We start from the raw sequence: 12,236 nt of genomic DNA on the forward strand, positions 1-12,236 counted from the left end.
CAGATCCCCACTGCAGTCGCCTCACCCCAAGGAAGAACAGATGTCCTCCGCTCCTGCCGCCTCCGTCCTGTTCGTCTGCATCCACAACGCGGGCCGCTCCCAGATGGCGGCCGGGTTCCTGCGCCACCTCGCGGGCGACCGCGTCGAGGTCCGCTCCGCCGGGTCCGTGCCCGGCGACCGGATCAACCCCTCGGCCGTCGCCGCCATGGCCGAGCTGAGCATCGACATCTCCGACCAGCAGCCGAAGGTCCTCACCCCCGAGGCAGCCCAGGCCTCCGACTACATCATCACCATGGGCTGCGGGGATGCCTGCCCGTACTTCCCCGGCAAGACCTACCTCGACTGGCAGCTCGAGGACCCGGCCGGCCAGGGCGTCGAGGCCGTCCGCCCCATCCGCGACGAGATCAAGGGCCTCATCGAGGGCCTGATCGCCGAGATCGACGCCAAGTCGAAGGCCTGAGGCACTCGACGTGACCGGGTCGACCCCGACCGACGACGTCCGCGACGTCATCGCGGCGCCGATGCGGAAGTAGCCCTGGGTGGTGGTGATGGCCCGGTGGTCCATCAGGTCCTTGAGGACGTCCGGCGGCACCGCCCCCGGTACTCGCAGCCTGGTGCCCGCGAGTCCGGCATCAGATGCACGTCGCTGCGACGCAGCCCGGCGGCCTGACCGCGCCGCAGCCCCACCCGCCCGAGCAGCAGCACGACCAAGCGGTCCCGCGCTGCGGCACGCCACGAACATCGCCACCAGCTCGGCGTCGGCTGCCCGGTCCACCTCCGAGACCGGCTCCCGCAGGCGGTGAACCGGTCGCAGCCGGTAGAACAGACCTCCGTCCGACTGGCACCACCCCGTGAACGGCGGCCGGCGTGTACTTCAGCCAGACCATGAACAGGCCCAGGTCTCGGCCCGCCTCGGGCCATTGCCTACCGGTTGACCTGCACCACTTCAGGTACAGGGCGGCCCCGTCGGCGTACGACTTCGTCGTCAGCTCGGCCCGGTCCCGCCCGAAGAAGGTTCCGCAGCCATTGATCGGCTACGGGGACGACCTCCAGGTCGTCATCAAGGACCGTCCAGTACCTCTGCCCGGACGGCATCACCACGGGAAACGCCCGCATCCGCAACTCCTGCATCGAGTCGTGCAACAACCCGCCGCAGAGCCACACCCCCCTCGAGAACGAGTCCCAGGAGAGAAGCGTGGCTTCTCTCCGATTTCGGGCTGTCCCGAATCGCGCAACCTGTACCCGACTTGCCCTTGAGAGGGGGGTGTACCTGGATACACCCCTTCCGGCACCCACGTGCAAGGACGGCCTCGACCCCAACCGGCAGAGTCGAACGCGGGGCGCGACAGCCGCGCCGCCAGCGATCCACGGGGAGGCCGGGCACCATGCCGGACCAGGACCACAAGCAGGGCCAGGACCACAAGCAGGGCCAGGACCACAAGCAGGACCTGGGGCAGCGCCAGGACCAAGGGCAAGACCGGGAGCAGCAGCGAGCACCCCGCAGCGGATGGGCGGCGCAGACAGCTGTGTTCCTCGCCGTCGCCTTGGTGGCGGCGGGATTGTGCGGGGCCCTACAGCCCGCGACCGGCATACCGCCCGAGGTGCTGCAACTGACCCAGTTCGGCCCCGCCCTCGCCGTGGCGGCCGTGGCACTGCTGTGGCCCGGGCGGATCAGGGACCGGCTCAGGGGAAGCCTGCCCGCCCGCAGCAACGGACCGGCGGACCGCGAGGCCCGGCTGCCGTCCGGCAACCGGGCCGCCCTCCTCCTCACCGCCGTCCTGATCACCGCACTGTCCGCCGGCGGCGCCCTCCTCACCTCCGGCTCCCTCCCCGTCACCAGCCCCCAGGCACTCGCACATCCCCTCACCCTGCTCGTGACCGCCCAACTCATCGGTGCCTGCGCCGAGGAGATCGGATGGCGCTGCTACCTCCAGCCACTGCTGCGTACCCGCTTCGGCCCGGTCACCGCCTCCGCCCTGGTCGGGACGGCCTGGGGCCTGTGGCACGTACCGGCCCTCACCCAGGCGCCGGCCTACGCGGCCGGATTCCTGACAGCCACCATCGCGATGTCCGTGATCCTCGGCCTGGCCCTGGAACGCGTACGGAGCAACCGGCTGCTGCTCGCGGGCGGCTTCCACACCCTGGTCAACCTCGGCATGCTGTTCGTGACGGACGAGACGTCCCCGGCAACAGCGCCGATGGTGGTCTTCGGCGCCGCCTGCCTGGCCGCAGCACTCCCGTGGATCGCCTCCGCCCGCCGGGCGGCGACCACGCCGGATAGGATCATCGGCGCAACCGCGAACGGACCGCGCTGACATGACGGAACCACAGGTGGGCATGGCACAGGCAGACGGACGCCCCGGCATCAGCCTCAGGGGCGCGCTCGCCGACATCGGACGCTGCCAGCTGCTCTCGCTCGCCGCGCTCGCCGTCTTCGGGGCCGGCACCCTCGTGGTCGGGGCGCTGCTCCTCCTGCCCGTCGGTATCGGCCTCCTCCTGCTCCCGCCCGCCGCAGCGGCGCTGCGCCGCACTTCCGACCTCTACCGCGACCGGGTCGCCCGCTGGACGGGAACGGTGATCAGCCCACCGCAACCGCTCCCGCCCCGCCCGACCTCCCCCGAGAACACCACCGGCCGCCACCGACAGGCCCGGGCCCTCCTCGGCGACAACGGGTTCTGGCACGACCTGCGCTGGGCCTGGGCAGAGCCGTGGACAGGGGCACTGCTCGCCGCCGTTCCCCTGGCCCTCCTCGAGTACGGCCTCTTCGGTGCGGCCGTACAGCCCTTCGTCTGGCGGCTCCTGGGCGACGGCAACTGGTACGCCTTCATCCTCGTCGACTCCACCCCGACGATGCTCGCCGCGCTCCTGCTCGGCCTCGGATTCATCGCCGCGGGACTCAAGCTGGCCCCCGCCACCCTGCGGCTCCACGCACGGTGGAGCAGACGCCTGCTCGCCGCCCCGCACACCACCGAACTCGTCCGCCGCATCGAACACCTCGCAGGGTCCCGCGCCGACATCCTCGACGTCCAGGCCGCCGAACTGCGCCGCATCGAGCGGGACCTGCACGACGGGGCACAGGCCCGCCTCGTCGCCCTGGGCATGACCCTCGACGAAGCCACCCGGCTCCTCGACCGCGACCCCCCGGCGGCCCGCGCACTCCTGCACGAGGTACGCGCCACCTCCCAACGGGCGCTCCAGGACCTCCGCGAACTCGTCCACGGCGTCCTGCCCCCGATACTCGCCGACCGCGGGCTCGGCGACGCGGTCCGCTCACTGGCCCTCGACAGCCACCTCGACGTGCACATCGAGACAGCCCTGCCCGGCCGGCTCCCGGCCCCCGTGGAATCAGCCGGCTACTTCGCCGTCGCGGAACTCCTCGCCAACGCCGCCAAACACTCCGGCGCCCCCGAGGTCCACATCCGCCTCAGCCACACCGACGGCGCCCTGCGTGCCACGGTCACCGACGAAGGCCGCGGCGGCGCCGACCCCGGCGGAAGCGGACTGCAAGGAGTACGCCGCCGCCTGGACCCCTTCGACGGAACCCTCGTCCTGCACAGCCCGCCGGGCGGCCCGACCACCGCGACCTTGGAGATACCGTGCGCGTCGTCCTCGCCGAAGACCTCTTCCTCCTCAGGGACGGACTGACCCGCACCCTCCAGGAACACGGATTCGAGGTGATCGCCGCAGTCGACAACGGCCCCGCCCTGCTCAAAACACTCCTCGAAGAACAACCGGACGTCGCCGTCGTCGACATCCGCCTGCCACCCACCTTCACCGACGAAGGACTCCAAGCCGCCCTGGAAGCACGCCGATCCCGGCCGGCGCTCCCGGTCCTCGTACTCTCCCAGTACGTCGACCAGCTCTACGCCCACGAATTGCTCGCCGGCGGCCAAGGCGCCATCGGCTACCTCCTCAAGGACCGGATCACGCACACCACCCAGTTCATCGACGCGGTACGCACCGTCGCCGCGGGCGGTACGGTCATGGACCCGCAGGTCATCGCACGGCTACTGGCCCGCAGCGACGCCCGGGGCACCACCGCCCAGCTGACACCGCGCGAGCTGGACGTACTGGCCCTGATGGCCGAGGGCCGCTCCAACGCGGCCGTAGCGCAAACCCTGTTCATCAGCGAAAGCGCCGTCGCCAAACACACCGCCGCCATCTTCACCAAACTCCGGATCGAACCATCCGCGGACGACAACCGCCGGGTACTGGCGGTCCTGGCCTACCTCAAACGGTAGCCGGAGAACCGCAGCGTTCCCGGTCGTCCACCGTTGCCGACACAGCAGGCGCCGCGCGCCGGTCGAGGAAGAGCCGGCAAGTCGTGGCCCGAGTGCTGAATAGGGCCGCCGGTACTGGCCAGGAGCGGGGGGAAGGGTTTGGACGACGTGGATGGAGGAACGACGATGAACTGGCGCCAAGAGGCCGCCTGCCGGTGGGAAGATCCCGACCTCTTCTTCCCCGTGGGATCCAGCGGCCCGGCCCTCATCCAGATCGAGGAGGCCAAGGCGGTGTGCCACCGCTGCCCGGTCATGGAGAACTGTCTGCAGTGGGCCCTCGAGGGAGGCCAGGACCTCGGTGTGTGCGGCGGCATGAGCGAGGACGAACGACGTGCGGTCAAGCGGCGGGCGGCCCGGGCCCGCGCACGATCGGGGGACTGATCCCGTGGGTGCCGAGCGGGAACGGCTGTGGCTGTTCCTGCCGGCCGAGGCCGACGAAGGGGCACAGCAGGCCCAGGCCCAGGCCCAGGCGCCGTGACCGTGACAGATCCTTCCGGACGCCGCGCCCTGCGGTGGAGGTGAGAGCCCGGCCCGCCCGCGGGGCGTGCCGCCTCCGCCCCGCGCCGGCCGGGAAAACCGCACGCCGCCCGGGCGCACCGGCCGCTACGATCGGGCCCGCGCACACCCCACCCACCTCGGCGGTCCCACGGAGGCACCGATGACACCGGCCCCCTCGCGGACGCCCGCCCACCCCGAACGACTCGACCGGGGACACCCGTTCCGTCAGTGGAAGACCTGGCGGATACCCGGGACCGAGCTCACCCTCACCGGGTACTCGCGCGCCAACGACAAGACGTTCTTCCACATCCCGGAGCTGCGCTGCGCGCTCGACGCCGGACTCGCGGAAGGGCGTCAGCCGGAGACCGTCTTCCTCACCCACACCCACCACGACCATTCCAAGGACCTCGACTACCTCGCCGCCCGGCCCGGCGGGGTCGACATCCACCTGCCCGCCGCGGCGGCCCCGTACGTGGAGACCTTCCTGCGGGCCTCCGCCGAACTGAACCACGGCACCGCCTACGATCCGGACCTCGCCGCGAACTGCCGGCTGCACGGCGTCCGCGGCGGCGACGAGTTCACCTTCGGGCGCCGTGGCCACCACGTACGGGTGGTGGAGTGCGTGCACAAGGTGCCCTGCGTGGGATACGCCTTCTCCGAACGCCGCAAGGCGCTGCTGCCCGAGTACGAGGAACTGCGGCGCGACCTGGCCGAACAGGGCCGGGGCGGCGAGTTCGGGCGCGTCCTCGCCCGGCGCCGCAAGGAGGGCGCCGAGGTCGAACGAGAGCTGCTCAGGCCGCTGTTCGCCTTCCTCGGCGACACCCACGTGAGCGTCTTCGAGGACAATCCCTGGCTCTTCGAGTACCCGGTGCTCATCACCGAGTGCACCTTTCTCGACGACGCCGAGCTGGAGCGGGCCGACCGGGTCGGGCACACCGTCTGGAGCCGGCTGAAGCCCGTCGTCGAGGCCCACCCCGAGACCCTCTTCGTCCTCACCCACTTCAGCCTGCGCCACTCGGACGAGGACGTCCTCGACTTCTTCGGGGACGAGCGGCCCGGCAACGTACTGCTGTGGGCGCACCCGGAGAGCCGACTGCCCGAACAGCACCAGCACGGCTGATCCGCACCGGCCCCCGTCCGGTCACAGCCCGGCCAGTACGTCATGCAACCGGCGTGCCTGCACGAGCAGTTGGGACGAACCCGGTCGCTCCGCCAGCGCGCTCACCTCGGCCAGCCCGCCGCGCGCACCCGACAGCCGCGCGCAGTCCACCGCGACGGCCAGGAGCACCCCGTGCACCTGCGGCCGGGTGTGGGCCAGCAGGCCCGGCAGCGCGCCGGCCAGGACCGCCCAGACGGCCCCGGCGCCCTGCGGGGCGCCGGCCGCAGCCCGCAGCGACTCGATCAGCAGGGGCACCTTCAGCGTGCCCAGCCCCACGAGTTCGGTGAGCTCACGGCCGAGCAGTTCCCCGTCGAGCCGGCCCCGCGCAGCCAGCAGGACCAGCGCCCGCACGGCGGCCTCCCGGTCCTGCTCGGGGACCGAGGCGAGCCCGTAGGCGACGGCCAGATGCACGGCGGGTCCGGCCGGGCCGTCGGTCGCTGCGAGCGCCTCCAGGAAAGCGGGGGCGCCGCTGCCGTCCTGGTCGGCCGCCGATGCGACACCCGTCAGCAGCCGGGCCGCCGCCGTCTCCGGGTGCCAGGGGAGGGTGGCGACCGTATGGGCGTCCCGGCCGTCCGGCAGCGACGAGTGCGGACAGGCGAGGTGCGGCTCGAACTTCCGGAACAGCGACCAGAAACGCCGGGGGAACGCGCCGCGCCCCTCGATCGCCTCGTGCCCCACCAGGATCCGGCGGCCGATCCGTGCTCCCCGGCGCCTGCTGGGACGCTCGGGCGCCCCGGCCTCGCGCTCCCGCCACCACGCCGGCCGGGGCAGACCGCCCTGCCGGAGCCAGTCGGCCACGCGGGCGCCCTCCGCCGGCCGCAACCCCTCGGCGGCGCGTACGACGTCGGGATCGACAGGGCCGCCGATGCGCAGCAGTGCCTGCCCCAGGTCCGCCGGTCCGGGCCGGACGCCGAGACGCTCGTACTCCGCGAGACGCGCGACCAGGTCGTACGGCGCCACGGCACCGGTCGGCCCGCTCGGCGTGGACAGCAGGAACGGGACGGGATCACCGGCGCGCAGCCGCGCGGCGACCTCGGCGATCCGCGCCCCGGCCACGTAGTCCAGTGCCACGTGCTGGCACAGTTCGAGCCAGCCCGCCGCCCCGGCGTTCTCCCAGGATTCCGCCGCCCGGACCGGGCCCACCGCGGCGCCGACGACGCTCGCGACGCACCCCGCCAGTGGGTGCGGCTTCACCCTGAACTCGCGCGGTACGGAGCCCAGCGCGGTGACGAGCGCGTCCCTGTCCCGGAAGCTGTGACTCACGACGCCGCCCAGCACACGCTCGAACGACTGCACGCCGGGGTCGCGGCGGTCGGCCAGTACCGCCGCGACCTCGTCGGCGAGCGCACCCACTGCCGGTGCGGCGCATTCTCCATCGATCATGTGACGCAGGCTAGACCGTCCAGACCGCCCCACCGACAGCGCCGCCCGGCCGAGGGGCTACCGGTCCTGGGAGAGGCGCACGAGCTCGGCGAAGGAGCCGTTCAGCCGCACCAGTTCCTCGTAACTGCCCTGCTCCGCGATCCGGCCCGCGTCGAGCACGATGATCCGGTCGGCGAGGCGGCAGTTCTCCATCCGGTGCGTGACGATCACCGTGATCCGGTCGGCGTGCATGTCCCGCAGTCCGGAGAAGACCATGTGCTCCCCGCGCGGGTCCATGGCCGACGTCGGCTCGTCCATGACCAGCAGCCCCGGCTTGCGGTGGAACGCCCGCCCGCACGCCAGGCGCTGCCACTGGCCGCCGGAGGGCTCGTGCCCGCCCCAGACCGACCGGGCCAGCAGGGTGTCCAGGCCGTCCGGGAACTCCGCGACGGTCGTCCGCATGCCGACGGCGTCCAGGGCGTCCCACACGGCCTCCTCGCCGCGCGGGTCGGGCTGACCGAGGGTGATGTTCTCCCGGGCGGAGAACGGCCAGTACCCGTACGACTGTGTCACGAGGCCGACGTGCTGCCAGGCGGTGCGCTGGTCGGCGTCGGAGGTCGGGATCCCGTCCCAGGCGACGGTGCCGGCGGTCGGGACAGTCAGCGAGGTCAGCAGCCGGATCAGCGTGGACTTCCCCGCGCCGTTCTCCCCGACGACGGCGATCACCTCGCCCCGGGACAGGGTCAGCGAGACCGGCCCGAGCGCGGGGGTGTCCTTGCCGGGGTAGGTGTACGTGGCCTCCTCCAGCCGGATCTTCTCGGGGGCGCCCTCCACCACCTGCGGTCCGCGCGGGCCGGACTTCCGGGCGGCCTCGGCGACGAAAGCGGTGTAGTCGCCGAGGTAGAGCGCGTGCTGGAACATCGCCGCACCGTAGACGACGAGCTGCGACAGGGCGGCGGTCGAGGTCCGCATGGCGATGATCGCGGTGCCGGCGGCGGCGATCGCCATGTAGCCGCCGACGACGAGCCCCGCGAGGGCCCCGTAGGTCGCGACGACGAAGACCCCCGAGGCGGAGGCGGCGATCAGATGGACGGTGAGGTAGCGGGGCGCGGAGCTGACCATCCGGGAGTCGATGCGCTCGCAGACGGCCGCGTACCAGTGGTGGGCGTACGGCCGCATGCTGTTGCCGCGCAGCTCGTCGGCGAGCTTCGGGGTGGTCAGGTGCCAGCGCATCATGTGCTTGATGTTGCGGGAGGCGATCGTCTGGTTGTGGAGGCGGTAGTCGAGGCGGGCGGCGTAGACCGAGCCCAGGCCGCGGGGAACCACCGACAGCAGGAGCAGGGGCAACAGCACCGGGTGGACGACGGCGAGGACGGACGCCACCGCGAGCATGTCGATCAGGCCGCCGGTGAAGCCGAGGGCGTCCTGCAGCAGCATGGCGGACCGGGCGGATCCGGTCTCGGCCGCCTCGGAGCGCTCGGTGAAGTCCGGGGCGTCGTAGGCGGCGAGTTCGACGTCCATGTGGGCGTCGACCATGGCGAGGTCGGCGAGGGTGGCCATGCCGGGATTCAGACGGCGGGCCGCGCTGCCCGAGGTGATGGAGGCCAGCGCGCCGAGCGCCGTCATCGCGGCGGCGACGACCAGCGGCCACGCCGCGGCCGAGATCCGCTCCTGGACGCCGTTGCCCGCCAGGAGCGGGACCATGGCCCGGGAGATCGCCGCGAGTGCCGCGGCCGTGCAGATGCCACCCAGGATCTGGGCGGTGACCAGCACATGGAACGCGGTGCGGTTGACGGCGAGGGCGAGCCGGGCCGTCTGCCGGAGGGCGGAGGGAACGCGGCGGGCCATCTGCCCCAGCGACAGCGCCTCCATGGTCTCGTTGTGCTGGCCCCAGGTGTACTTGAACTCGGGAGGGGTGGGCGGTGCGGCGGCGCTGTTCCGCTGCCCGGCCTGCTGCTCGTTTCGCCGGGTGTCCTGCTGCTCGGACATGCTGTCTTCTCCTTCAACTGGGTTGTCGTGGAGGCCGGTTCGGCCGCTTCCGGCGCATGGCGGAGAAGCCCGGCTCCGCGGTGTGCGGAGGGGCGGCTGCGTGGTCGCGGGAACTGGAGGGAGTGAGTAGAGCGCAGGCCCGGGGGCGGAGCAGCCGGATCTGGCCTACCTCGTGGCGACTGCTCCCCAGCGGTGGCCGCTGATCGTGTACGCGTGCCGCCGGGCTGCCGGGCACAGCGGGAAGAGAGGTTGGCCGGAACCGGCCGGTACGGCGGGCGGCCCCCGGAAATCGATTGCGGGGAGGCCGTGGATGATGGCGGGGTGTTGGTACAGGTGGAGCCGGTGCGGCAGCCGGCAGGGGAGCCCACGTCCGTGCGGGTGCGTACGGAGGTGGGAAGCGCCGTCGTGGTCTGGCGGGACGGCGCCGGTGAGGCGGCGGAGGGTCAGCACCACGTCGAGTGGACGGTCGACGAGGACATCGCCTGGGCGGGGAACACCCGCATGGCCGCCGCTTCCACGTCCGAGGTGCGGGAGGACGGCTCCCACATCGTCTTCCGGGGGAGGCTGAGCCTCACCGAGGACGGAGCGGCCGTCCTGGAGGTGGGCGGCGCGCTGATCCTTTTCGATGTCGATCCGGCAGGTACGCCGCCGGACTACGCCGATGGCCCGTGGGTGGAGGTACGTGCCGCCAGGAGCCGTGTCAGCGTCTGGCCCTACCGGTGCTGAAGGGCGGGTCGGACGGGTAAGCGGGCGCGCCCGGGCGGGTGAACCTGACAGTGGGCCCACCGCTCCTCGGGGACACGGCGCAGAGATGCGACGACGTCGCCGCATCCGCCGTGACAGGGTGGCGCCATGGTCCTCAGCGTTCGTCCGGCCTCGGTCTTCGAAGACGTCCGTGCCGTGCTCGGCCCGAAGTCACCCGGGGCCAACGTCTGCTGGTGCCTGAGCTACCGGATCCCGTCCAAGCTCAACAACGAGCTGCGCGGGCCGGCCCGCGGCGCGTACGTGGCCGCGCTGTGCCGCGGCGAACCCCCTCCCGGGGTACTCGCCCACGACGGCGACGAGCCGGTCGGCTGGGCCGCAGTGGCCCCGCGTACGGACACCTCGTTCGCGCGCAGCCGTACGATCCCGCAGGTCGACGACCTCCCGGTCTGGTCGCTGTGGTGCGTCCGGGTACGCCCCGGCCACCGCGGCAGGGGGATCTCGCACGCCCTCATCGCCGGCGCGGTCGAATTCGCCCGTGCTCAGGGCGCACCGGTGATCGAGGCGTACCCGCTCGACAACGGTGACGCCAAGGTCGACCTGACGATGGCGTACGCCGGGATCCGCAAGAACTTCGAGCGCGCCGGGTTCGTCCACGCCGCGGACACCACCTCGGTGCTGGCCGGTCATCCTCGGATCCTGATGCGGCTCGACCTGCGCTGACGCTCTGCGCCTCGGTCCGGGCCCCGCCCTGTGCCTATGCCTATGTCTAGATCTGCGGGGAGATGCGGGTGCGGGCGTCGAGGGCGTTCAGGGCGGCGGGCCACGGGAAGTGGAGCGGGGCGTCGGGGTCGGCGGGGTCGGGGGAGTAGCCGGTCTCGCCGTGGAGGAGTTCGACTCCGGCATTGCGCAGGGTGCTCAGGGAGGTCTCGAACTGCGGGTGCGCGGCGAGTGCAGTGTTGGTGCAGGGCATCGCGACGACGGGCATGCGCTTGCCGGTTGCCTCGGCGGCCAGACCGATGGCGAGATTGTTGGTCAGACCGAGGGCCCAGGAGTTGATGCTGTTGAAGGTGGCGGGTGCGAAGAGGAGGGCGTCGGCCACCGGCCATACGTCGGGTTGGCCGGGGAATTTGTACTGCCAGCGGACCGGGTGGCCGGTGAGGGCGGCGAGTCCGTCGAGGCTTTCGGACAGCCAGTGCGCAGCGGTGGGGGTGAGGCCGAGGCACACGTCCCAGCCGCGGGTCTGGGCGTCCTCGATGACATGGGCGATGTCGAAGACGGGCGGGGCGGCGGAACAGAGCAGGTGGAGAGTCCTCGTGGTCATGCGGCCATATGATCACATTGTTTGACCATGATCGCGCTATCCGGAACGGCCGGCTTTCCTGCGGACGTACTCGGTCGGGTACGGGCGCCACCCGGATCCGCTGCAGCGCATCCGGCGGGCCGCCCCACTCCGGTGGGCGGAGGCCTGCGGCGCCGAGCGGAGTGGGGCGGTCCGCCGAGCGGACCGTACGGTCTCCCCGGCCGACAGCAGTGGTGGGATGCCGGCCCGCACCGCGCCGGGCGGTGCGGGGCTCGCAGCCTCGGGGCAGGGCCGCCGACCGCCTCAGCGGAACTCGTGGACGACCTGGATCTCACCGACGATGTGGGCGTTGAACTCGTCGAGCTCCTCGGCCGGCACCCAGAGCTCCAGGATCGTCTCCCCGCCGGCCTGCTGGACCGGATACCGGCTCAGGAACTCCGACTCGACCTCGAAACGCGTGACGAAGCCGACGCCACTGTGCTTCACGTTCCAGTCCCGGGCGATCCGGATCGCGTAGTCCTCGTTGAGGACCGGGTAGAAGATCGGCTGCTCGGGCAGCCGGGGCGGCCAGGCACGCGAGTTCAGCGCGCGGACCAGCTTCAGCTCCTCGGGGCCGGTGGGGCGCCAGAGGGTCGTCGTTGCCTGCCGGCTGGTCATCTGCATCACTTTCGGGTCGACTCGGGTCGGTGGACCGGACGGACGATACCGGCCCCGCGCATTCGGCGCCTACGGAGTTTCCGCACCCAGTTCGGGCCGGTGACCAGCGGCTACGTACGCGGCGTGGCTCGTCCCGAACTCGTCCGATGTCGGTCGGGGCCGGTCGTGCGGAGTGCGGGGACCCGGGGCAGGGTCGCTAGGGTCGTGGACATGACCATGGTGAATGAACAGTTCAGTGACGCGTTCCTCCTGGAGGCGGAACGGCATGCGGCCTGGGGCGCCGCAC

At 72.1% G+C, this 12,236-nt stretch carries 12 protein-coding genes; 8 read left to right on the forward strand and 4 right to left on the reverse strand.

Annotated elements, in window-relative coordinates; translation table 11 throughout:
• Positions 1-40: 40 nt before the first annotated feature.
• The 6 genes from OG373_RS39225 (at position 41) to OG373_RS39250 (ending at position 5,898) form a co-directional block, all read left to right on the forward strand.
• Positions 41-460, forward strand: coding sequence for an arsenate reductase ArsC (locus OG373_RS39225; protein WP_405443650.1), 420 nt, complete (start codon positions 41-43; stop codon positions 458-460).
• A gap of 925 nt (positions 461-1,385) precedes the next feature.
• Positions 1,386-2,315: a type II CAAX prenyl endopeptidase Rce1 family protein gene (locus OG373_RS39230; RefSeq protein ID WP_405443651.1), complete on the forward strand. Its 930-nt coding sequence runs from the start codon at positions 1,386-1,388 to the stop codon at positions 2,313-2,315.
• Between the two features lies 1 nt (position 2,316).
• Positions 2,317-3,645 (forward strand): sensor domain-containing protein, encoded by a 1,329-nt coding sequence (locus tag OG373_RS39235; protein WP_405443652.1) that lies wholly within the window; start codon positions 2,317-2,319, stop codon positions 3,643-3,645.
• Positions 3,597-4,241 carry a response regulator gene (locus tag OG373_RS39240; protein WP_393785569.1) on the forward strand — a complete coding sequence of 215 codons (645 nt, stop codon included), beginning with the start codon at positions 3,597-3,599 and terminating at the stop codon, positions 4,239-4,241. The genes OG373_RS39235 and OG373_RS39240 overlap by 49 nt, the downstream gene beginning before the upstream one ends.
• Before the next feature lie 165 nt (positions 4,242-4,406).
• A complete protein-coding gene (locus OG373_RS39245; RefSeq protein ID WP_397731875.1) occupies positions 4,407-4,661 on the forward strand; it encodes a WhiB family transcriptional regulator in 255 nt (84 codons plus the stop codon).
• Between the two features lie 277 nt (positions 4,662-4,938).
• Positions 4,939-5,898: an MBL fold metallo-hydrolase gene (locus tag OG373_RS39250; RefSeq protein WP_405443653.1), complete on the forward strand. Its 960-nt coding sequence runs from the start codon at positions 4,939-4,941 to the stop codon at positions 5,896-5,898.
• A gap of 21 nt (positions 5,899-5,919) precedes the next feature.
• Here the strand turns inward: OG373_RS39250 and OG373_RS39255 are convergent, their stop codons facing one another.
• Together OG373_RS39255 and OG373_RS39260 are read right to left on the reverse strand one after the other, a co-directional pair.
• The gene (locus tag OG373_RS39255) at positions 5,920-7,320 is read right to left on the reverse strand and encodes a hypothetical protein (protein ID WP_405443654.1); all 1,401 of its coding nucleotides are present in this window, start codon (positions 7,318-7,320) and stop codon (positions 5,920-5,922) included.
• A gap of 57 nt (positions 7,321-7,377) precedes the next feature.
• On the reverse strand, positions 7,378-9,288 hold the full coding sequence (locus OG373_RS39260) for an ATP-binding cassette domain-containing protein (protein ID WP_405443655.1): 1,911 nt from the start codon (positions 9,286-9,288) through the stop codon (positions 7,378-7,380).
• A gap of 372 nt (positions 9,289-9,660) precedes the next feature.
• Here OG373_RS39260 and OG373_RS39265 point away from each other — a divergent pair, with 372 nt between their 5' ends.
• Positions 9,661-10,014, forward strand: coding sequence for a hypothetical protein (locus tag OG373_RS39265; RefSeq protein ID WP_405443656.1), 354 nt, complete (start codon positions 9,661-9,663; stop codon positions 10,012-10,014).
• 126 nt (positions 10,015-10,140) lie between these two features.
• A complete protein-coding gene (locus OG373_RS39270; protein WP_405443658.1) occupies positions 10,141-10,713 on the forward strand; it encodes a GNAT family N-acetyltransferase in 573 nt (190 codons plus the stop codon).
• Positions 10,714-10,759: 46 nt separating this feature from the next.
• On the opposite strand, the gene OG373_RS39275 is transcribed toward OG373_RS39270, so the two are convergent.
• Complete coding sequence (locus OG373_RS39275; RefSeq protein ID WP_405443659.1) at positions 10,760-11,314, reverse strand: flavoprotein; 555 nt, start codon at positions 11,312-11,314, stop codon at positions 10,760-10,762.
• Between the two features lie 282 nt (positions 11,315-11,596).
• Positions 11,597-11,956 carry a hypothetical protein gene (locus tag OG373_RS39280; RefSeq protein ID WP_405443660.1) on the reverse strand — a complete coding sequence of 120 codons (360 nt, stop codon included), beginning with the start codon at positions 11,954-11,956 and terminating at the stop codon, positions 11,597-11,599.
• Between the last annotated feature and the right edge of the window lie 280 nt (positions 11,957-12,236).

It is taken from the genome of Streptomyces avidinii, from assembly GCF_045161815.1.
Taxonomy (GTDB): domain Bacteria; phylum Actinomycetota; class Actinomycetes; order Streptomycetales; family Streptomycetaceae; genus Streptomyces; species Streptomyces avidinii.